The sequence below is a fragment of the Peribacillus saganii genome, from assembly GCF_003429095.1.
In the GTDB taxonomy this organism is placed as follows: Bacteria; Bacillota; Bacilli; order Bacillales; family DSM-1321; genus Peribacillus; species Peribacillus saganii.
In genome coordinates, this window is record NZ_QVTE01000021.1 from 1 (window position 1) to 20258 (window position 20258).

At 42.2% G+C, this 20258-nt stretch carries 24 protein-coding genes; 16 read left to right on the forward strand and 8 right to left on the reverse strand.

Translation table 11 applies throughout. The features are described 5' to 3' along the window. The 3 genes from D0469_RS22125 to D0469_RS08675 all read right to left on the reverse strand — a co-directional run. The coding region (locus tag D0469_RS22125) for a helix-turn-helix domain-containing protein (RefSeq protein WP_142919177.1) at positions 1 to 160 on the reverse strand (160 nt) is incomplete at its 3' end. 367 nt (positions 161 to 527) lie between these two features. Continuing rightward, positions 528 to 1421, reverse strand: a complete 894-nt coding sequence (locus D0469_RS08670) for a GNAT family N-acetyltransferase (RefSeq protein WP_158553398.1) — start codon at positions 1419 to 1421, stop codon at positions 528 to 530. A 222-nt stretch (positions 1422 to 1643) separates the two neighbouring features. Beyond that, positions 1644 to 2015 carry a rhodanese-like domain-containing protein gene (locus D0469_RS08675; protein WP_117326354.1) on the reverse strand — a complete coding sequence of 124 codons (372 nt, stop codon included), beginning with the start codon at positions 2013 to 2015 and terminating at the stop codon, positions 1644 to 1646. A 170-nt stretch (positions 2016 to 2185) separates the two neighbouring features. On the opposite strand from D0469_RS08675, the gene D0469_RS08680 reads away from it, so the two are divergent. From D0469_RS08680 to D0469_RS08690, 3 genes are all read left to right on the forward strand, one after another. Beyond that, positions 2186 to 3022 (forward strand): lipoate--protein ligase family protein, encoded by an 837-nt coding sequence (locus D0469_RS08680; protein WP_117326355.1) that lies wholly within the window; start codon positions 2186 to 2188, stop codon positions 3020 to 3022. A gap of 428 nt (positions 3023 to 3450) precedes the next feature. Next, positions 3451 to 6015: a vitamin B12-dependent ribonucleotide reductase gene (locus tag D0469_RS08685; protein ID WP_117326356.1), complete on the forward strand. Its 2565-nt coding sequence runs from the start codon at positions 3451 to 3453 to the stop codon at positions 6013 to 6015. A gap of 221 nt (positions 6016 to 6236) precedes the next feature. Next, positions 6237 to 7427: an MFS transporter gene (locus D0469_RS08690; RefSeq protein ID WP_117326392.1), complete on the forward strand. Its 1191-nt coding sequence runs from the start codon at positions 6237 to 6239 to the stop codon at positions 7425 to 7427. A 42-nt stretch (positions 7428 to 7469) separates the two neighbouring features. Here D0469_RS08690 and D0469_RS08695 read toward each other — a convergent pair whose 3' ends face one another. Continuing rightward, on the reverse strand, positions 7470 to 7673 hold the full coding sequence (locus D0469_RS08695; protein ID WP_233522995.1) for a hypothetical protein: 204 nt from the start codon (positions 7671 to 7673) through the stop codon (positions 7470 to 7472). 380 nt (positions 7674 to 8053) lie between these two features. Between D0469_RS08695 and splB the strand changes: the two genes are divergently transcribed. Then, the gene (gene splB / locus D0469_RS08700; protein ID WP_117326394.1) at positions 8054 to 9079 is read left to right on the forward strand and encodes a spore photoproduct lyase; all 1026 of its coding nucleotides are present in this window, start codon (positions 8054 to 8056) and stop codon (positions 9077 to 9079) included. Positions 9080 to 9113: 34 nt separating this feature from the next. Here splB and D0469_RS08705 read toward each other — a convergent pair whose 3' ends face one another. Further along, positions 9114 to 9500, reverse strand: a complete 387-nt coding sequence (locus D0469_RS08705) for an SA1362 family protein (RefSeq protein WP_142919178.1) — start codon at positions 9498 to 9500, stop codon at positions 9114 to 9116. Between the two features lie 105 nt (positions 9501 to 9605). Further along, a complete protein-coding gene (locus D0469_RS08710) occupies positions 9606 to 10550 on the reverse strand; it encodes a DUF1385 domain-containing protein (RefSeq protein WP_117326358.1) in 945 nt (314 codons plus the stop codon). 177 nt (positions 10551 to 10727) lie between these two features. Between D0469_RS08710 and D0469_RS08715 the strand changes: the two genes are divergently transcribed. The 12 genes from D0469_RS08715 (at position 10728) to D0469_RS08770 (ending at position 19372) form a co-directional block, all read left to right on the forward strand. Further along, complete coding sequence (locus tag D0469_RS08715; protein ID WP_233522996.1) at positions 10728 to 11231, forward strand: YqhR family membrane protein; 504 nt, start codon at positions 10728 to 10730, stop codon at positions 11229 to 11231. A 134-nt stretch (positions 11232 to 11365) separates the two neighbouring features. Next, positions 11366 to 11809 carry a type II 3-dehydroquinate dehydratase gene (aroQ, locus tag D0469_RS08720; protein WP_117326395.1) on the forward strand — a complete coding sequence of 148 codons (444 nt, stop codon included), beginning with the start codon at positions 11366 to 11368 and terminating at the stop codon, positions 11807 to 11809. Beyond that, positions 11810 to 12871, forward strand: coding sequence for a M24 family metallopeptidase (locus D0469_RS08725; RefSeq protein WP_117326360.1), 1062 nt, complete (start codon positions 11810 to 11812; stop codon positions 12869 to 12871). It abuts the gene before it with no gap. 21 nt (positions 12872 to 12892) lie between these two features. Beyond that, the gene (gene efp / locus D0469_RS08730; protein ID WP_117326361.1) at positions 12893 to 13450 is read left to right on the forward strand and encodes an elongation factor P; all 558 of its coding nucleotides are present in this window, start codon (positions 12893 to 12895) and stop codon (positions 13448 to 13450) included. A gap of 717 nt (positions 13451 to 14167) precedes the next feature. After that, on the forward strand, positions 14168 to 15100 hold the full coding sequence (spoIIIAA, locus tag D0469_RS08735; RefSeq protein ID WP_117326362.1) for a stage III sporulation protein AA: 933 nt from the start codon (positions 14168 to 14170) through the stop codon (positions 15098 to 15100). Continuing rightward, the gene (spoIIIAB, locus tag D0469_RS08740) at positions 15094 to 15609 is read left to right on the forward strand and encodes a stage III sporulation protein SpoIIIAB (RefSeq protein WP_117326363.1); all 516 of its coding nucleotides are present in this window, start codon (positions 15094 to 15096) and stop codon (positions 15607 to 15609) included. Before spoIIIAA ends, spoIIIAB begins: the two co-directional genes overlap by 7 nt. 18 nt (positions 15610 to 15627) lie before the next feature. Then, the gene (spoIIIAC, locus tag D0469_RS08745; RefSeq protein WP_101597128.1) at positions 15628 to 15834 is read left to right on the forward strand and encodes a stage III sporulation protein AC; all 207 of its coding nucleotides are present in this window, start codon (positions 15628 to 15630) and stop codon (positions 15832 to 15834) included. A gap of 13 nt (positions 15835 to 15847) precedes the next feature. Beyond that, positions 15848 to 16237 carry a stage III sporulation protein AD gene (gene spoIIIAD / locus D0469_RS08750; RefSeq protein ID WP_199478431.1) on the forward strand — a complete coding sequence of 130 codons (390 nt, stop codon included), beginning with the start codon at positions 15848 to 15850 and terminating at the stop codon, positions 16235 to 16237. Positions 16238 to 16273: 36 nt separating this feature from the next. Next, complete coding sequence (gene spoIIIAE, locus D0469_RS08755; RefSeq protein WP_117326364.1) at positions 16274 to 17476, forward strand: stage III sporulation protein AE; 1203 nt, start codon at positions 16274 to 16276, stop codon at positions 17474 to 17476. A gap of 13 nt (positions 17477 to 17489) precedes the next feature. Beyond that, on the forward strand, positions 17490 to 18107 hold the full coding sequence (gene spoIIIAF / locus D0469_RS08760) for a stage III sporulation protein AF (protein WP_117326365.1): 618 nt from the start codon (positions 17490 to 17492) through the stop codon (positions 18105 to 18107). Next, positions 18107 to 18772 (forward strand): stage III sporulation protein AG, encoded by a 666-nt coding sequence (gene spoIIIAG / locus D0469_RS08765; protein ID WP_117326366.1) that lies wholly within the window; start codon positions 18107 to 18109, stop codon positions 18770 to 18772. The genes spoIIIAF and spoIIIAG overlap by 1 nt, the downstream gene beginning before the upstream one ends. Before the next feature lie 12 nt (positions 18773 to 18784). Then, positions 18785 to 19372 (forward strand): SpoIIIAH-like family protein, encoded by a 588-nt coding sequence (locus D0469_RS08770; protein ID WP_117326367.1) that lies wholly within the window; start codon positions 18785 to 18787, stop codon positions 19370 to 19372. 349 nt (positions 19373 to 19721) lie between these two features. Here D0469_RS08770 and D0469_RS21055 read toward each other — a convergent pair whose 3' ends face one another. Both D0469_RS21055 and D0469_RS21060 read right to left on the reverse strand, forming a co-directional pair. Beyond that, entirely contained in the window at positions 19722 to 19868 is a 147-nt protein-coding gene (locus D0469_RS21055) for a hypothetical protein (RefSeq protein ID WP_158553399.1), read from the reverse strand. Next, positions 19865 to 20035 carry a hypothetical protein gene (locus D0469_RS21060; RefSeq protein WP_158553400.1) on the reverse strand — a complete coding sequence of 57 codons (171 nt, stop codon included), beginning with the start codon at positions 20033 to 20035 and terminating at the stop codon, positions 19865 to 19867. The genes D0469_RS21055 and D0469_RS21060 overlap by 4 nt, the downstream gene beginning before the upstream one ends. Positions 20036 to 20258 lie beyond the last annotated feature (223 nt).

Below are 20258 nucleotides of genomic sequence, written 5' to 3' on the forward strand. Positions count from 1 at the left end.
GTAAACCTTCTTTACCGAAAGCTTTATAAGCTCGTACCCATTGTTCAATCGGAGTTGAAGATGGCATCTCATATTTTTTCGATAATAGCTTATAACCCAACTTATCTTGTAAATACTCCTGAACAACTTTCAGTTTAAATCCTTCACTGTATTTTGCCATAGAAAAACACCCCAAAAGTTAGTTTTAACTCTAACTTTTGGGGTGCAGCACCTTTGGACCGCCCTTTTTGGGTTTGGCAGCTAAATTTTAAGAAGGTAAGGGTTGTGGACAACTAATCTTTAGATCCAGCCCTCAGCAACTTTTTTTCTGGGAAATAAGACCCAAGACAAGGAACGCTTCGGCAGCGATACATCGGACGAAACAAAGGGCAGCTTTGTGAGGACGCAGCGATCCTAGCGGTTCTTTGCTTAAAAATCCGCCAGTTTCGCTTACAACAGTAAGGTTTTCACTTAATTCCAAAGATTTTTATTAAAGCTCCTTTTCGGTTAATTGATGTTGTCATGATTCGAAACCAATTATTGTCCAGCTAGCGTAATTGGTAGTAGTCAAAGCATGAATCAATGACAAAGCCACAGTTTTCATATAGTTTCAAAGCATGGGTGTTAGTTGTTTCTGCTTCTATCCTGATGTTTTTTTGCCCTTGTTTAATGAGCATTTCCACCATAAGCAGAAGAATTTGACGGCCATATCCCTTTCTTTGGTAATTAGGGTGAACTGCAAAGGCGGTCAATGTGATGGAATCGATTTCCTGTGTGGCAGTTATTGTGCCTACCGCTTCTTTTCCATGCATAGCAAGGAAAAGGGAGTGTTCTGGCCCCTTGATATTTCTCCTAATCAATTGAAAAGCGTGGTCTTCGAGGTCTCCAAAGGAGGCCATGAAAATCTCCTTTAATATTTCCATGTCATCTTCACCAGGAGATATAAGCTGAATAGGCGAAGGCAAATAGGGCCGTTGGATGGAGTCCGGTCGGAGTTCAAGGCTCGCCTCGGAAAATGATAATGTTCCGCCTGCTGCTTTAATCCACCTCTTACCTGATTCTGAAAAGTGGTCGTTTACACCAAAAATCTTAACGGTTCCCCGTTTTAAACATTCCTTTTTAGCTGCCTCAAACATCATTGTGAAAATGCCCTGCATCCTAAATGACGGGTGAACCATGCCAGTCAATTCCACCTCGTCTTCCTTTACAAAGGAAAACATTCCTAAAAAACCGACTAATATGCTTTTTTTATAATATAAGAAGCTGTTATATTCACCTGATGGCCGGTCCAACAAAAGAGGAATATTCAAAGGGAGCTCCATTTTTATGTGATCATGATTATTACAAATTTGGGCAAGCTGTCTGATTTCTTCGACTTTAGCGTATTTGCATGTATCTTTTATGTACAGGCCCTCTCTTGGTTCCTTTTCATACGTATACAACTCCAATTGCTCCATTCTAAAATTGTATAAAAGAAGACCCGGAATCAGCAGCGAGCAAGATCCCGGGTTTTTTGCAGCTTCAAATTAAAGTGTACTTTGTCCGCATAGCGCCCAGCAACTATAAAAGAGTTTACAGTAAAAATTCGCGGCTGGTGCTCGAGCTGTGGCTTCAGCATTCCTAATCTAATCTGTTATATAAGAAAAATTTTATCTTGTGCTTTATTATTTTGCTTTAATCTTTCCAGTCCATTGCTTAAAGCCGCCTTTAAGCTGGGATAAGTCTTTATAACCTTTCCGGCTTAGCATTTGGGCAGCTTGCCCGCTGCGCATACCGCTTTGGCAGTATAAATAAACAGGCTTGTCCGGACGGACTTCTTTAATTCGAGTTTTAATTTGGGATAACGGGATATTTCTGGCACCAAGAATATGGCCAGCATTAAATTCATTTGGTTCGCGGACATCTATCAATTGAGCCTTACGGTATCCGGCAATAAATTCCTCCTGGGACAGCGTTTTAACAATCCTGCGCTGACGAAGCCAATTATAGACGCCGTAAACAATAACGGCAGCTAGAATAATCAATAAGTATAACAAAGCAACAAACCCCTTTCTCAGGTAAACACTCAAGCAATATTCATTATATAATTGAAATAAACGGGAATCAAAGGAATTTTGTATTATATTGAAAAAAGCAGTTTGCTTTTTATTATGTAAAGCTTTTGATAAACTAAGCAAGTATTATTTCAGGATAAAGAGGGTTTTATATGAAAAAAGAGGTATGGGCTTTTATTGATTCAGGAAACTGTTCACCTGCTTTTAATATGGCATTGGATGAGGCATTGCTAAATTGGCACAGCGCCGGAAAAATACCTCCGGTTATCCGGTTTTATGGCTGGCAGCCTGCTACTCTTTCAATCGGATATTTTCAGAAAGCCGAAAAGGAGATTAACCTTGAAACAGTTAAAGAGCTTGGTCTTGGTTTTGTAAGAAGACCAACAGGAGGGCGCGCTGTCCTTCATGAGCATGAACTTACATATAGCGTAATCGTCACGGAAGAACATCCGGAAATGCCGAAAAATGTGACAGAAGCCTATCGGGTCATTTCGGAAGGAATTCTTGAAGGTTTTCGGAATTTAGGGTTCGATGCCCATTTTGCTGTACCAAAAACGGAAGAGGAGCGAAATGCTCTTAAGGAGCCCCGATCATCTGTATGCTTTGATGCTCCAAGCTGGTATGAGCTGGTGGTGGAAAATCGGAAAGTGGCGGGCAGCGCCCAAACGAGACAAAAGGGAGTAATCCTGCAGCACGGATCAATTTTGCTTGATCTTGAGGATGAAAAGCTTTTTAGTTTATTCCGCTTTTCAAGTGACAGGGTAAAAGAAAGAATGATGAAGAATTTCAAGAATAAAGCAGTTGCGATAAATGACCTTTCCGACCGAACTGTAACAATTGAAGAAGCTAAGCAGGCTTTTGAAACTGGATTTGCAAAAGGGCTGAACATTGAGCTGGCACCCTATACTCTTTCTCCGGAACAGCTTCAAGAGGTACAAAATTTGTCGAAGACGAAATATGAAACAGATGAATGGAATTTTATGCGCTGACCACAATTTTACATAATTTCAACAAAGGACTCATCTTCTCTGAGTTCTTTCTTTTTAATAAAGCAAGCTAAAAATTTTTTCTTTTTTATAAGGTGAGTCTCAATGAATGTGTACGCGTGACAAGCGATTCAGCTAGCTTGCAAAAAATCAAACGCTGAAATCTTTTAAATTCGGTGAAAAAAGTGTTCAAATCGTCCGTATTCTCATTTTTTCGCACTTTATTAAGCTCTTTTTAATTTGACAAAATTAGATAAAATCCAACAACCACACAAGATGTAGTGGTGTCGAAAATATTTGGTACACTATATATTGATTTTCGGGTTTATCGTATGGTACGGTATGGGTATTGTAATTTTAATCGTAAATATAATTCACTACATAGAAAATCTGCAACTTAGATGAAAATTCAATAAAGGGAGAGTCTGCTAATGTCTGTTGTATTAACACAAAATATGAAGGTCAATATCGAGAGGCTAAATAAGGATATTGCCTTATTCCCGCAAGTCCACCCGATAACCTCGGATATGAACATTACACATAAGGGAGTATCGCGCCTGGTCATGATCGACCGTTATTCTTTTAAAGATACGGAGAAGATCACGCTCACCAATGGAGATTTTGTTGTCCTCACCATTAAGGAAGATCCGAAGTTCCCAGCACGGGGAACAGGATTCATCGTGAGCATTGATTGGGAGAAAAAGAAGGCGAAGGTTCTTGTGGAAGATGAATACCGCGGGGTTTTGGACAAGCCTGAGGAAGTTGAAACAGGCATTGTAGACAGGCCAATCGATGTAATTGAAAAGCCGCTTGAAATTTATTACGAGCAAATCGCAAAACGTAATGCAACTGGGCTTGCTTCTGTGGAAACCACTGAAGCAAAACAGAAGGAATGGTTCGAAAAGTTTTATCAGGAGCTAGTCGGCATGAATTTTGTTCCTGCTGGCCGAGTACTATACGGAGCGGGCTCTGATACAGAAGTAACGTTCTTTAACTGCTACGTTATGCCTTTTGTCCAGGATTCACGCGAGGGCATCTCCGAGCACCGAAAGCAGGTTATGGAAATTATGAGCCGGGGCGGCGGAGTAGGAACAAACGGCTCAACACTTCGTCCGCGGAACACGCTGGCTAAAGGGGTAAATGGAAAATCATCAGGATCTGTATCCTGGCTTGATGATATTGCTAAACTTACGCATTTAGTTGAGCAGGGAGGATCAAGAAGAGGCGCCCAAATGATTATGCTGGCGGATTGGCACCCAGACATCATTGAATTCATCATTTCAAAAATGCAAAACCCTAGGATTCTTCGTTACTTAATGGAGAATACCAATGACGAAACGATTAAGAAATATGCTAATGAAAAATTAAAGTTCACGCCTTTCACTGAGCAGGAAACAGCGATGTACCAAGGAATCATCAACTATAAAAACATTCCTGGCCAGGGCGGTTTTAACGATAAAATTATTAAAGATGCAGAAACTAAATTAGCCACTGGCGGAACTTATAGCGTTCATAACTCTGAATTCCTCACTGGTGCCAATATTTCAGTATGCCTAACAAAGGAATTCATGAATGCGGTAGAGAACGATGAAGTATATGATCTGCGTTTCCCTGATGTTGAAAAATATGACCAAGAGGAAATGAAAATTTACAACGAGGAATGGCACCAGGTCGGTGACGTACGCGAATGGGCGAAACTCGGCCATAAAGTGCGCGTTTACCGTACCATTAGAGCAAAAGAGCTTTGGAATCTGATTAATATTTGTGCAACTTACTCCGCCGAGCCTGGGATCTTTTTCATCGACAATGCGAACGAAATGACGAATGCAAAAGCGTATGGACAGCAGGTAGTGGCAACGAATCCTTGTGGTGAACAGCCACTCGCACCATACTCCGTCTGTAACCTTGCAGCGGTTAATCTTGCTAAAATGGCAGATATTGACAATAAAACAGTTGATTTTGAAAAATTAAAGCGTACTGTTGAAGTAGGTGTGCGGATGCAGGATAACGTTATCGATGCAACGCCATACTTCCTTGAAGAGAATAAAAAGCAGGCGTTAGGGGAACGCCGTGTCGGCCTTGGAGTAATGGGGCTGCATGACCTTCTTATCTATTGTGAAACAGAATATGGCTCAGAAGCCGGCAATGAACTTGTTGATAAAGTGTTTGAAACAATTGCCGTGTCTGCTTACCGCGCTTCTATTGAACTGGCAAAGGAAAAAGGCAGCTTCCCGTTCCTTGCTGGAGCGTCCGAGGCGGAAACAAACAGGCTTCGCAGCCGTTTTAGCGAAACAGGATTCATGGAAAAAATGCCGCAGGATATTAAAGACGGTATCATAGAATATGGTATCCGAAATTCACATTTGCTGACTGTTGCTCCTACGGGTTCCACAGGTACAATGGTGGGGGTTTCCACAGGGTTAGAGCCTTATTTCTCTTTCACATACTTTAGAAGCGGCCGACTTGGCAAGTTTATTGAAGTGAAGGCAGATATAGTACAGGAATATCTGGACCGCAACCCTGGCACAGACCCAAATCAGCTGCCGAAATGGTTTGTTTCAGCAATGGAGCTGGCACCTGAAGCACATGCAGATGTTCAATGCATTATCCAGCGCTGGATCGACAGCTCGATCAGCAAAACGGTAAATGCGCCAAAAGGATACACTGTTGAGCAGGTGGAGAAAGTGTATGAGCGCCTGTACAAAGGCGGGGCAAAAGGCGGAACTGTCTATGTAGATGGCAGCCGTGACAGCCAGGTATTAACGTTAAAGGCAGAAGAAAACAGCTTTGAAGAGCATGACGAAATTCAAACAGTATCTTCAGAGAAAAAGAAAGTGGTTTTAGTTGATACAATTAACGAATTGCGCTCCACAAATGTCACAATTGGTTCTGAAGTTGGAGATACATGTCCGGTTTGCAGAAAAGGCGAAGTAAAAGAAATGGGTGGCTGCAATACTTGTACAAATTGCGGTGCCCAATTGAAATGCGGACTCTAAAAGCTAACAAAGATCCCTTCCAAATAAATGGAAGGGATTTTTGTTATGCAAAATTAGCCTCTGAGAAGGGAAAATCTACATAAACAGCAATGATTTTTTAAAATAGATAAATTGTTAAGGCCTGGGCAAAATAAAGCTATGACTTATATGTAAAGATGAGGTGGCAGTTGGTGAAAGAAAATGCCGAAGAAACAAAAGTCAGCCGCTGGTGCCTGGTCAGCATGGCTTCTATCCCGCTCGTTATGACTCTTGGTAATTCAATGTTGATACCTGTGTTGCCGATTTTTGAAGAGAAAGTTGGCATCACGTCCTTCCAGACGAGTTTGGTTATTACGAGTTATTCAATAGCGTCGATTTTTTTGATTCCGGTAGCAGGATATTTATCAGACCGGGTGGGTAGAAAGAAAATTATTTTGCCCGGATTAATTCTGGCTTTGCTTGGCGGCCTGATTGCAGGTTATGCCTCGTGGAAGATTGAAGATCCGTTCACTTGGATCATTATCGGCCGAATCCTTCAGGGTGTTGGTGCATCAGGTGCCGCCCCTATCATTTTGCCGCTCGTCGGTGATTTGTACAAAGATGATGATGAAAAAACGAGCTCCTGCCTCGGAATAATTGAAACGGCGAATACATTTGGCAAGGTTCTGAGCCCGATTCTCGGCTCGGCTTTTGCAGCCTTTCTTTGGTTTTTACCGTTCTTTTCTATTTCTATTTTTAGCTTAATATCGATTTTATTAGTATTTTTCTTTATTAAAGTTCCAAAGGAAGATGATGAAGAACCTGAAAAATTTAAAGAGTTTTTAAAGAAGACAAAGAAAACTTTCAAAAAAGAAGGAAAGTGGCTATACACTGTCTTTATCCTGGGCGGCTTCGCTATGCTGGTATTGTTTGCGGTCCTATTCTTTCTCTCGGACATTTTGGAAAAAAAGCATGGCTTACATGGCATGAAAAAAGGCTTTGTCCTAGCAATTCCTTTGTTCTTTCTTTGCCTTTCCTCATTTATTACCGGTTTGAAGATAAAAGGGAACAAAAAAGTAATGAAATGGATTGTGATTATTTCCTTAATCATTATGAGTGTATTCATTTTGTTTATGGCAAGGAATACTGACAATTTAGTGTTTCTTCTCGGACTTGTTACAATGATTGGCATTGGAATTGGGGCCATGCTTCCTACACTTGATGCGCTTATTACCGAGAATATTGAAAAAGACGAGCGGGGCACCATCTCATCCTTTTATAGTTCAGCAAGGTTTATCGGTGTTGCTGCAGGACCGCCGCTTATGTCTATAGCTAAGAAGGATTTTTTAAGTGTTAGCTTTATTGCCGCAGCAGCAGCCGGTACCATCTTGATTTTCATGGTGATGAAACTCATTAGCGGAAAAAACAATAAAGCAGATCAGGCTGAAGCGTAAATGAAAAACTCTGCCAATTATATTGCGGCAGAGTTTTTCATTTCATAAATTATCGTTCTGCTGACGGATTTCTTCACCGCCAATGATGCTATTTGCAATTTCCTGATCTTCATGCCCATCAACTGAATCACCGGGAATATGCTTCAAGTTAGGAAAATTACCGCCTGTCTGGACCGTCATCACGCTCTCTTCCGGTGCATTGGTCGAATATTGCTTTGTGTTTTTTATATCCTTCATCTCTTTCATCTTCTATGGCTCCTTTAGCTAAATTGAACTGCCTTTAATCATAGAGTATCCGGGGAAATTAGGATATATCCATTAATAGCGTTTACGAGAAGCACTGTTGAATTATTCAGATTTACAGAAGACGTTGCGGGCTTAGCCGTTTTTCCTTTCAGCAGGGCGCTTCCGCTTTTCCATTCGCATTTTCTCGTGCGGTGTTTTTCGGGGAGGCCAACTCAACGTCCTGCGGGAAAAGCGGTTAAAGGGAGAACATCTCAGGCGCAAGCGCCGAGGAGGCTCCCGTACCGCCACTAGAGCGGAAATCAACAGGCATGTTTAACAAAGTCAAAGGAAAAAATAATAAAAGCCGCTATTGGCAAATAACAGAGAACGTGGTGAACAGCATGGAACCTTTTATTCCGCAACTAGTATATATAGAACCGAAGGCGCTTGAATATCCGCTTGGCCGGGAACTGAAAGAGAAATTTGAATCGATGGGGATCGAGATCCGGGAAACAACTTCCCATAATCAAATCAGAAACCTGCCAGGGGAAAATGATTTTCAGAAATACAGGGTAGCTAAGTCAACATTGGTTGTAGGAATCAGGAAGACTTTGAAATTTGATACATCCAAGCCGTCAGCAGAATATGCTATTCCGCTTGCAACGGGGTGCATGGGCCATTGCCATTATTGCTATTTGCAGACTACCCTTGGCAGCAAGCCGTATATTCGGACATATGTAAATCTGGAAGAGATTTTTGAACAGGCTGAAAAATATATGGAAGAACGGAAACCGGAACCGACAAGGTTTGAAGCCGCATGTACCTCAGATATTGTCGGTATTGACCATTTAACTCATTCTTTGAAAAAAACAATTGAATTTATTGGCAGGACTGAATATGGGAGGCTCCGTTTTGTTACAAAGTTTCACCATGTGGATCATTTATTAGATGCAAAACATAATGGAAAGACGAGATTTCGCTTCAGTGTAAACTCGAGATATGTCATAAAGAATTTTGAACCAGGTACCTCTAGCTTCGATGAAAGATTAGAGGCCGCCCGAAAGGTAGCAAAAGCGGGCTATCCGCTCGGATTTATTGTAGCTCCGATCTATCTTCATGACGGCTGGAAGGATGGCTATCTTGAATTGTTTGAAAGATTAAGCAATGCGCTCGATGGGCTTGAACTGCCTGCTCTCACGTTCGAGCTGATCCAGCATCGATTTACGGCTCCAGCAAAAAAAGTTATTCAAAAAAACTATCCAAAATCCAAGCTAGAGCTGGATGAGAGCAAAAGGAAATATAAATGGGGGCGGTATGGAATCGGCAAATACGTTTACCAGCCGGAAGAAGCTAAGGAAATGGAATCGGTTATGAGGGAATATATCGCGCAATTTTTTCCAGAAGCAGAAGTGCAATACTTTACTTAAGCCCCTGATCAATACAAAAAGAAAAACCGGCTTTTTAAAATAAAGCACGGTTTTTCTTTTTGCCCTTTTTGCCTTCAATTACTGTTAATTGGGCTTCTGACTTTTTTCTATTTCTTATTTTCCTTGAAGTTTTGGCCAATGAAAAGCTTGCAACGTTATCGTGCTTCCCCTTGGAGGCACTTTCCCGTCCCTTTTGCCGCTGGACTGATTGTTTAGCAGCCTTAGAGAATGAACGTTGCTCTTTTTTGTTAGGTTTATCCTTTGTTAATCGTTTATATAAAACATAAACAATTCCCGCTGTAATTGCGATAATTAATAGATTCCTGAAGAAACCAACTGGATCAGTAAACATCCGACTAATTAATCCAATGGCACCTAATGCGATGATGCCATAAACAATGTATGAGAATGAACGATTCAACAAAGTCACCTCCTTAAGAGCATCATGAGCAATTTTCAAGGTTTTTAAACTTTGAAAAAGGAAAAAATTCTTTAAATCCGGATTCATTGCCTAATGTTATTTTCTTTACACTATATCCTCGTCTTTTAAACCTTGTTCACCACTTTTTTCTAAGCGAAGCAGTTCGTTAAAGGACGCAATTGCCACATCTACCTGGTCATCGCTTGGTTCCTTTGTTGTTAAAAGCTGAAGCCATAAACCTGGATAGCCAAGGTAACGTAGAACAGGCACATCCCTTAATTTGTTTGTCAGCTGAAGAACTTCAAATGAAATACCAAGTACCACTGGGATTAGAGCAATACGATTCAAAATTCTTGCCCATAATGGATCTGTCGGAACTAAGGTGTATACAAAAACACCGACTATGACAGTGAATAGCATGAAGCTGCTGCCGCATCGATAGTGGAGCCGGGATTGCGACTGGACGTTTTCTACTGTAAGCTCTTTTTGATTTTCAAATGCGTTTATTACTTTATGTTCTGCTCCATGATATTGAAAGACCCTTTTAATTAAAGGTGTCATCGACACTACGTAGATGTATATCAGCAGAAGGAGCAATTTGAAAAATCCTTCAATTAAAATTTGGCCAAAGTCACCTGAGATGACAGGCCGTGTAAGTTCCGCCAGAAAAACGGGAATAAGAGTGAACGCGAATTTTCCGAAAAGGAAGGAAATGACGCCAATGGCGGCTACACCCAATACCATCGCAATTTTCGACGGTTCTTCTTTCTTAACTGTTTCGTCTTCAGACGGGTCAACATCATACCGTTCCGATGAGAAATTTAAATGCCTGGAGCCGGTTGCACTCGCTTCAATGATTGCTACAATTCCGCGTAAGAATGGTATTTTTTTAAATTTTGAAGCGAGCGGCTTGTTTTCCCGGGGAAGCCGGAAGAAGTCTATTGTGGAATCTTTTCTGCGGATGGCGGTAACCGTATGTTTTTTTCCTCCAAACATGACGCCCTCTACAACAGCCTGGCCTCCATATACCCGTTTATTTTGCTGAGACATTTTTCACCAACCTATGCTTTGTTTTTTACACTGCAGGTAGAGATTTAGCTGCACTGGATTATTATCTATTTTACCGAAAAAAAGAAAAAACCTCCACAATAGATTCGCTTTACACATGAAAACAATAATTATAAGATAATCCAGTTTTCGGGCATACTAAGCAGGGAGGTGATGACGGTGTCACAGCACCAAAATGAAAACAGGAATGAAACCATAATAGGATCGTTCATAATGATGGTGGTTATCACAGGCTTTGCTGGCGGGATAATCTGGGGATTCATCGCTCAGGCTGCCTATTTTTTTAATTTTTTGGATATCAGCCCCAAGTTTATTCTAACTTCCTGGAACGGAGCAAAATGGGTATACGGCTGGCTTGGCGTAGTGATTTCCGTATTGCTTCTAAGCCTGTTTTCCATCGTTGCAGCTCTTATATATTATGCATTAATGAGGAGAATCAAGAGTGTAATTGGTGGAGTCATATATGGGTTGCTACTCTGGGCGATTACAATGATTGTGTTTCCGCCTGTATTTCCTGATATGCCCGTATTATCCAAAATGAACAATATCACGATTATCACGGGAATATGTATTTACATAGTTTATGGGGTGTTCATTGGATACTCTATTTCATTCGAGTATTCGGAGCGTGAAAGAATAAAAGAAGTGGATGCATCTGAATAGGCATATCAATAATCAGCCTCGCCTGAAAAAGTAGTAAGCCAATTTTGAATTGTGGTAGAATGTCCGTATTGGACATTCTTTTTCCATTCGGGCTGAATGTGCAAACAGAGCTACTATTTAAAGCGGGTGGACAGATGAAATTTTTATTGATGAATGGCCCTAATTTAAACAGATTGGGGAAAAGGGAACCGGAATATTATGGGACGGCAACGCTTGCAGATCTTGAAGCGGAGCTTGTTGAAGAGGCACGGGCATCAGGGGTTGAGCTTTACTGCTATCAATCCAATCATGAGGGCAGCCTAATTGACGAACTTCACAGGAGAGCGGATGAAGGCATAGATGGAGCAATCCTCAATGCAGGGGCTTTCACTCATTATAGCTATGCATTGCGCGATGCGATAGCGAGTGTAACATATCCGGTTATAGAGGTACATATTTCGAATATTCATGCCCGCGAAAGCTTTCGGGAGGTATCGGTCATTGCTCCTGTTACTAAGGGGCAGATTGTGGGACTTGGATTTGATGGATACCACCTTGCCCTATCGGCATTAATTAAGATGGTAAAGGGGAGAAATTAAATGGAGAAACTGGAGAAATTGCGTACAGCTTTAGAAAAATACGATATAGACGGACTTTTAATTACAAGTACATATAATCGCCGGCATATCGCAAACTTCACCGGTTCTGCAGGAGTTGTGCTTGTCTCGGCTTCTGAAGCTAAATTTATAACTGATTTCCGTTATGTTGAGCAGGCGGCTAAGCAAGCGCTGGGTTTTGAAATAGTCCAGCATAAGGCATCTATAATTGAAGAAGTTGCCCTGCAGGCAAAAATCATGGGGATGCATAAGCTTGGATTCGAACAGGAGCATATGACTTATTTTACATTTAAGGCCTATGAAGCAGCATTCGAGGGTGAGCTTGTACCAACTTCCGGTGTAGTGGAGAAATTACGCTTGATAAAGACACCTTCAGAGATTAAGATATTAAAGGAAGCTGCAGAGATTGCAGATGCAGCGTTTAAACACATAGTCGGCTATATCCGCCCAGGTTTGACAGAGCTTGAGGTATCAAATGAGCTTGAATTCTTTATGCGGAAGCAGGGAGCCACATCCTCATCCTTTGATATTATCGTTGCTTCAGGTCATCGTTCGGCATTGCCGCATGGGGTGGCATCGGATAAAATGATTGAAACAGGAGACTTTGTGACACTTGACTACGGAGCTTATTATAACGGATACGTATCTGATATTACGCGGACATTGGCGGTTGGCGAGCCGGGGGAAGAATTGAAGAAGATTTATGACATTGTCCTCGAGGCACAGCTGCGCGGAATGGCGGGAATCAAGCCAGGCATGATCGGTAAGGAAGCCGATGCTCTGACGCGTAACCTAATTGAAGAAAAGGGATATGGCCAATATTTCGGCCATTCTACGGGACATGGAATCGGCCTTGAAGTACACGAGGGCCCAGCGCTATCTGTAAAGTCAGATACGATCCTTGAACCGGGAATGGTTGTTACTGTTGAACCGGGTATTTACATACCGGGTGTAGGCGGAGTCCGTATTGAAGATGATACGATCATTACAGATAGCGGCAATGAATCGCTGACCCATTCGACTAAAGAATTGATAATTTTGTAATAGAAGCAGGAGGAAAATTAAATGATTTCAGTTAATGATTTTCGTACAGGGTTAACAGTTGAGGTGGATAACGGAATTTGGCAGGTTCTTGAATTCCAGCATGTAAAACCGGGGAAAGGTGCGGCATTCGTCCGTTCCAAGCTTCGCAACCTTCGTACTGGTGCTATCCAGGAAAAAACTTTCCGTGCAGGAGAAAAAGTAAGCAAAGCTCATATTGAAAACCGCAAAATGCAATACCTGTATGCAAGTGGCGACAACCATGTTTTCATGGACTCCGAGTCTTATGAGCAAATCGAGCTTCCTTCAGCACAAATTGAACGCGAGCTTAAGTTCCTTAAGGAAAACATGGAAGTATACATCATGACATTCCAAAGCGAAACGCTTGGAGTTGAACTTCCAAACACAGTTGTTCTCGAAGTAACTGAAACAGAACCAGGCATCAAAGGGGATACAGCGTCGGGCGGAACAAAGCCTGCTACTCTGGAAACGGGATTAACCGTACAAGTGCCATTCTTCATCAACCAGGGAGATAAACTGATCATTAACACCACAGAAGCATCCTATGTATCTCGCGCATAATTAACGCCTTTAATAAGTTTGCAGTATAATCTGCAGTGCATAAATCTTAATTGAACAAAAAAGCTGATTCAATCTGCCGTACATAGCGGCATGGTTGAGTCAGCTTTTTTTATAAGGAAAGAAGTATGACTTTTTAACTGGTACAATGTCTAGCTCCAGCTCCCGGCAACTTTTTTTACGGAGTAAAATAAGGCCCCGACGCACACGACGTGCTAATGCCGGCATCGCCACAGCACGCGGCGAACTTAGTCGGCCTCGAATGTTGTGACCAAGTTGCGATCAAAAGCCATCGACCAAAGGCCATCACAACTCTGTGTTGCGATCAAGTGCCATCGCAACCTTGGTCATAAGCCAATCACTCCGGAAGGCAAAAAACGCCTTCTGTCAGCACTTGTCTTATGCTTGCCGGACTTGCACAGGACGTGCTGGCGTCGGCGTTTGGCACAGGACGTGCCAGACCTTAGCCGATGTTCCTTTGTCAGGATGTGGGTCAGAACGGCGTTGCCACAGGACAAGGAACGCTAGGCAGCGAGGCATCGCACGAAACAAAGCGACAGCTTTGTGAGGACGTGGCGATTTTAGCCGTTCTTCCTATATCCATGGTTGCACTTTTCTTTCCAGAAATCATTGGACGATAGTTCGTAAGGATTGGTCATAAAGTGTACAGGCAGGCATACATTTTTAGTAGTGGACCAGAGTATTTTAGGGGGATGTATCATGAGAAAAATTCTTTCCATGCTGCCCAGCAGGATCGCAGAGCAGATAATGTTAGTTCCTCCAGACACCGCAAGCACGATTGAAGAAATAAGGATCCGGATTGGCAGGCCGCTTGAAGTGATTGCGGCTGGCAGGGTTTTATTTTTTCCGTATGTGGTCAATGAGGAAGATGCGCAGCAGCTGCTGAACCATTTGAGCCAATTTTCCCTATATATGCTGGAGGAGGAATTGAAACGGGGATATATAACAGTATCCGGGGGACATAGGGTAGGACTGGCTGGAAAAGTAATTTTAGAAAACGGTGCAGTCAAGGCAATCCGTGATGTGTCGTCTTTTAACATCCGCATTGCCCGCCAAAAAATTGGGGCCTCAGAACAGCTGGTTGGTTTAATCTATCAAAAACAATGGCTAAATACCCTGATTATCGGGCCGCCGCAGACTGGAAAAACGACTCTATTAAGGGACCTCGCGAGACTGATTTCAAGCGGAAGCGAGAGAGGAAACATCTCTCCAAGAAAGGTTGGAATTGTGGACGAGCGTTCAGAAATTGCCGGTTGCATAAAGGGAATTCCGCAGCTTGAGCTGGGGCCAAGAGTGGATGTTCTTGATGGCTGTCCGAAAGCTGAAGGGATGATGATGCTGATCCGCTCAATGAGTCCGGAAATACTGGTAGTGGATGAAATCGGCAGGCCGGAGGATGCTGCAGCTGTCCTCGAAGCAGCAAACGCGGGGATTAAACTGATGATTACTGCACATGGAACAAGCCTTGAGGAAATAAGGAGGCGCCCAAACATGAAGCATATTCTGGATCAGAATATATTTGAAAGATTTATAGAGCTGAAACGAGAAGACGCTCCTGGGAAAATAGCAACCGTGCTCGATGGGGAAGGCAAGAGAATCCTCCAAGAGGCGGGTGGAATTCTATCATGCTAAAGCTAATTGGCGCCATTTTTATTTTAATGGCAACCACTTGGGCCGGTTTTGAAGCTGGAAGAAACCTTAGCAGAAGAACCCGGCAGCTCAGGCAGTTAAAGGTTGCACTCCAATCATTGGAATCGGAAATCATGTATGGACACACTCCTCTCAGAGAAGCCGCCTTAAAGCTGGCAAAACAGCATTCAAAACCTTTATCTTTGTTGTTTGAGTCATTTGCTGAAAAGCTTTCTGATGGAGGGACAACGGTGAAAATCGCCTGGGATGACAGCTTGGAGGAGATATGGAAATTGCTTTCCCTTAAGCAGGGAGAATTTGAAATACTATCCCAGTTCGGGGAGACGCTTGGCCAGCACAACAGATACCACCAGCAGCAGAAAATCCTTCTCACTATGTCACATCTGGAGCGGGAGGAGCAGGATGCGGCAGAACGCCAGGGGAAATACGAAAAAATGTTCAAAAGCCTGGGATTTCTATCAGGATTGCTATTAATAATTTTGCTGATATAAGCAGAGGAGGAATAACGGATGGGAATTGAGGTGGACGTAATTTTTAAAATTGCGGGCGTCGGGATCGTAGTTGCATTCCTGCATACGATATTGGACCAGGTTGGGAAAAAGGAATATGCACAATGGGTAACCCTTTTTGGCTTTATTTATATTCTGTTTATGGTGGCTTCTATTGTCGAGGATCTCTTCCAGAAAATTAAATCAGTTTTCCTGTTTCAGGGATAAGGGGGGATTTGCCATCGAAATCTTAAAAATCGTTGGCATCGCGCTGGTGGCAACATTCCTTGCATTGATTGTCAAAGAGCAAAAGCCTAATTTTGCATTTCTGTTAATAGTGTTTACTGGATGCGCCATTTTTCTTTTTCTCGCTGATAAAATCTATGAAGTTATAACAATGATTGAAAAAATTGCAATAAATGCAAATGTAAATATGGTTTATCTCGAAACGATCCTGAAGATTATTGGTATCGCTTATATAGCAGAGTTTGCATCACAAATTACAAAAGATGCAGGCCAGGGGGCAATCGCCTCCAAAATCGAATTGGCTGGGAAGGTCCTGATCCTTGCAATGGCAATACCGATTTTGACCGTCATCATTGAAACCATTATCAAACTAATTCCAAGTTAAATGTCATGAACCAGTAAGTTCCAGTGAGGTGATCAATTGAAGCAGCGATTTCAGTATTTGATCCTATTTATCCTTTTTTTATTTTTCGGCACCTCAGATGTTGTACAAGCTTCAGAAACGAAAGCGGCGAGTGAGGCTGTTTCACAGACTCAGACCGAAATGATTAAATCCCAAATAGATGAGCTGGGAGTGGAAGAGCTAAAAGAGTACTGGGATAAAGTTACGACAGAGTACGGCGGATTTTTGCCAGAAAGCCAGAAAGGCAGCCTCTATGACTTTCTCAGCGGCGAAAAACAATTTTCGCTTAAGGAGTGGTTCAAGGGAATTGGAAAATTTATTTTCTATGAACTGATTGCCGGGGGGAAACTGCTCGGATCGCTAATCCTGCTTACAGTGCTGAGCATGTTTTTACAATCGCTGCAAAATGCCTTCGAACAAAGCTCGGTAAGTAAAGTGGCATATGCGATTGTGTTTATGGTGTTAATTATACTGGCACTGAACAGCTTCCACGTTGCCATTACTTATACGAAAGATACGATTGATTTAATGATTGCCTTTTTAATGTCACTCGTTCCGCTTTTGCTGGCTTTGATTGCCACTTCCGGAGGGCTTGTCTCAGCTGCATTTTTTCATCCGGTTCTGCTGTTCTTAATGAACACATCGGGCCTGCTGATCCAATTTGTTGTACTGCCGCTATTGTTCTTATCCGTGATGCTCAGCATTGTCAGCACATTAACTGACCAATACAAGGTCACTCAGCTTGCCCAGCTTCTCAGAAACTGGGGAATCGGTCTGCTTGGAATCTTTATGACGGTTTTTCTCGGTGTCGTCTCCGTTCAGGGTTCATCCACGGCCGTGGCAGATGGAATTACGATTAGAACTGCAAAATTCATTACCGGGAACTTTGTCCCCGTTATCGGGAGGATGTTCACTGATGCAGCTGATACGGTAATAAGTGCGTCCGTCCTATTAAAAAATACGGTTGGCGTTGCAGGGGTTGTCATCCTGCTGCTGATTACCATTTTTCCCGCAATAAAAATACTGACACTTGCATTCATCTATAAATTTGCGGGAGCACTCCTGCAGCCCCTTGGCGGAGGCCCGGTTATTAAATGTCTGGATATCATCAGCAAAAACATCATCTATGTATTCGCCGCTCTTGCGATCGTGTCACTGATGTTTTTTTTGTGCATAACAGTCATTATCGCTGCTGGCAACATTACGCTAATGGTGCGCTAGGGAGGGAACAAATATGGAGTTTTTAACAGGCTGGATCACAAATATAATTTTGTTTGTGCTATTAGCGACCGTGATTGATATGCTCTTGCCGAGCTCTGCCATGCAGAAATACGCGAAAATGGTTATCGGGCTTTTATTAATTGCTACTATCCTGACTCCGGTACTCCGTTTATTTACAGCTGATTTTGAGAATATCATGGCCGAGACTGTCCAATCTTTTAATGGGCCTGAAGAAAAAAACATGGAAAATTTAATGGAATTGAAGAAAAAAGAAATACAAGCCTCACAGCGTGCATATATTTTAGAACAAATGGCTGCCGGGCTAAAGGCGGGCGTGGAAGAGGAGTTGATGGAAGATTACGAGATGGCGATAGAATCGATCGATGTAACAGTCAAAAATGATGAACAGCCTCAAATTCCGGAGGATCTCCAGGGCATAACCGTAAAACTTGCTCCGGCAGAGATTCAAGGGGATGAAGTGGCGGCAGTAGCAAAGGTAGTAATAGATACTAGCAGTCCTCTTCCTGAGCAAAACGTTAATCTAAAGGATGTAAAAGAGTTCCTTGCCGCCCAATGGGCTGTAGAGGAGGAAATGATAGAAATTGCCGGAGAAAGGAGGGGCAGTGAATAATGAAAAATGAAAAGGGGCCGCTTTCCTGGCTTGCTAGATTACGTGGCAGCCAAAATGGGGAAGCAGACAAGAAAAAAAAAGCCTCCATGTACTCATATGCTCTCATCGTACTGGTCGCCGGCCTGGGAATCATGATGGTAAGCAATGTCATAGGGGACAGGCAGGGTGAGCAGTCATCTGAAGCCATTCCGGCAATATCCGAAACCGCAGGAGAAGCCGAGGATATTCCGGCTTTTGGAAAAAAGAATACTTCTGCAGGCAACTCAATAAAGGATTATGAAAGAGGCCTTGAAAATCAGATGAAGGACGCCCTTGAGGCAATAAATGGTGTGGATGACGTAACCGTTGTGATAAATGTGGATGCTTCAGAGAAAAAAGTTTTTGAAAAAAATAGAGTTACTCAGAAACAAGTGACAGATGAAACCGATCAGGATGGCGGAAAACGGGTTGTTGAGGATTCATCAACAGATGAGCAGTTAGTAATCATCCGTTCAGGTGAAAAGGAAGTACCTCTCGTGCTTGAAACCAAAAAGCCTAAAATCAGGGGAGTTTTGGTGGTAGCTAAGGGGGCAGGGAATATACAGGTAAAAAAATGGATTATTGAATCGGTACAGCGCTCTCTTGATGTTCCAAGCCACAGGATCGCTGTAATGCCTAAAAAATAAGGGGGAAATGAAATGTTATTAAAAAAGCAAACAGTATGGTTATTGACAATGCTAAGCCTGGTAGTCGTATTATCGGTGTACTATTTAACCTCTCCGGAGCCAAATCAGACTAATATGGCAGCTACCGGCCAAAAAGAGGACAAACAGAAGGAAGCAACACAAGAAAATGTAGTTCAGACTGAGGAAAAAGGTACTGAAAAGGCTGAAGGGGCTGCTTCAAAGACGATTACAACAACTGCTGATGACGAAGCTTTTGAAGCAATGCGCCTTGAAATTGAAGACGAGCGCAGCAGGCTTAGAGAAGAACTTACAGCTGTAATGGCGAATACAGATCTTTCTGCCGAAGAACGCAATAAAGCTCATGAATCAATTAAGCAGCTTTCCGATATTTCTGTTAAAGAAGGAATGCTGGAGTCATTGATTGTTTCCATGGATTATAACGCCGCACTTGTCAAAATTGATGGCGAAGACGTAAATGTCACTGTAAAATCGGATAAAAAACTCAGCAACGCAGCAGTCGTTGATATCATCAACCTTGTAAGCAAGGAATTAGACGATACGTTAAATGTTGCAGTAGACTTTAAGGTTTCCGAGAAGTAGAAACTCTCTTCCTCGTTAGTAGAAAACTCGCCGATTTGCGAGCCTTGAAAAGGTGATGGCAGAGGTGTAGTTGAGGCCGCAGGACAAGGAGAGCTTTGGCAGCGATACATCGGACGAAACAAAGCGATAGCTTTGTGAGGGTGCGAGTCACACAGACGTTGCCATAGGACAAAGCTTGTAACGGGTTTAAGTTACAACACTGGCGAATTTAGTCTGTGTTCTGCTTTTTGCGGATGGAAAGAAAGATCAATATTTTTAATAAGATGATAACATTTATAATTTCCTATCCGCCCATGAAAAACCATCTGGATCTGTCCAGATGGTTTTTTGAAAGTTAGTAAATAGAAGGTCAATTCGATTCTTCCTGATAAAGCTGCATTACGCGAGAGAGCGATTCAATTGTCTCTGAAATTGATTGGACAAGGGAATTCTGGTCTGTCTGATGCTGGACAGTGGCAGCGAGATCTTTGAGTGCAGCGCTGGCTTCTTGTATCACCAAGCTGAATCGTTTACGGATCGTATGATTCCTTTGGAAGAATCCTTCTTCATATGAATATCGACAACTGCAGCCAAAAAGACGGAAACAAAAGCGGCCTTCATTACAAGCTGTTTTTTCGTCTCCAATTCTCTAATATCAGATGTTTCATTATATCCACTAAACATCCCGCTACGATTCTAGATCAATAATAATGGTTAATATTTCCTGTATATGTAATACGTTGAAGAAAAATATAACCCTTTAAAATGTTCTTACATAACTTATTTTGCATCTGCTTTTTAAAATGATAGTAAAACTCTTGCTATTTTTTTCAGGTTCTTTAGGGAAGGTTATTATTGCTTATAAATTGCAGTAAAATTAAAATTGGGTTATAGGCTGTAACCCTAT

Excerpts from the sequence above, each read along its gene's own strand:
- D0469_RS08690 (WP_117326392.1), top strand. The coding sequence starts at position 6,237 with ATGGCTTCTATCCCGCTCGTTATGACTCTTGGTAATTCAATGTTGATA.
- D0469_RS08770 (WP_117326367.1), top strand. The coding sequence starts at position 18,785 with ATGTTATTAAAAAAGCAAACAGTATGGTTATTGACAATGCTAAGCCTG.
- spoIIIAB (WP_117326363.1), top strand. The coding sequence starts at position 15,094 with ATGCTAAAGCTAATTGGCGCCATTTTTATTTTAATGGCAACCACTTGG.
- D0469_RS08725 (WP_117326360.1), top strand. The coding sequence starts at position 11,810 with ATGGAGAAACTGGAGAAATTGCGTACAGCTTTAGAAAAATACGATATA.
- D0469_RS08710 (WP_117326358.1), bottom strand. The coding sequence starts at position 10,550 with ATGTCTCAGCAAAATAAACGGGTATATGGAGGCCAGGCTGTTGTAGAG.
- D0469_RS08685 (WP_117326356.1), top strand. The coding sequence starts at position 3,451 with ATGTCTGTTGTATTAACACAAAATATGAAGGTCAATATCGAGAGGCTA.
- spoIIIAA (WP_117326362.1), top strand. The coding sequence starts at position 14,168 with ATGAGAAAAATTCTTTCCATGCTGCCCAGCAGGATCGCAGAGCAGATA.
- aroQ (WP_117326395.1), top strand. The coding sequence starts at position 11,366 with ATGAAATTTTTATTGATGAATGGCCCTAATTTAAACAGATTGGGGAAA.
- D0469_RS21060 (WP_158553400.1), bottom strand. The coding sequence starts at position 20,035 with ATGTTTAGTGGATATAATGAAACATCTGATATTAGAGAATTGGAGACG.
- D0469_RS08680 (WP_117326355.1), top strand. The coding sequence starts at position 2,186 with ATGAAAAAAGAGGTATGGGCTTTTATTGATTCAGGAAACTGTTCACCT.
- spoIIIAF (WP_117326365.1), top strand. The coding sequence starts at position 17,490 with ATGGAGTTTTTAACAGGCTGGATCACAAATATAATTTTGTTTGTGCTA.
- spoIIIAG (WP_117326366.1), top strand. The coding sequence starts at position 18,107 with ATGAAAAATGAAAAGGGGCCGCTTTCCTGGCTTGCTAGATTACGTGGC.
- splB (WP_117326394.1), top strand. The coding sequence starts at position 8,054 with ATGGAACCTTTTATTCCGCAACTAGTATATATAGAACCGAAGGCGCTT.
- spoIIIAC (WP_101597128.1), top strand. The coding sequence starts at position 15,628 with ATGGGAATTGAGGTGGACGTAATTTTTAAAATTGCGGGCGTCGGGATC.
- efp (WP_117326361.1), top strand. The coding sequence starts at position 12,893 with ATGATTTCAGTTAATGATTTTCGTACAGGGTTAACAGTTGAGGTGGAT.
- D0469_RS08695 (WP_233522995.1), bottom strand. The coding sequence starts at position 7,673 with ATGAAAGAGATGAAGGATATAAAAAACACAAAGCAATATTCGACCAAT.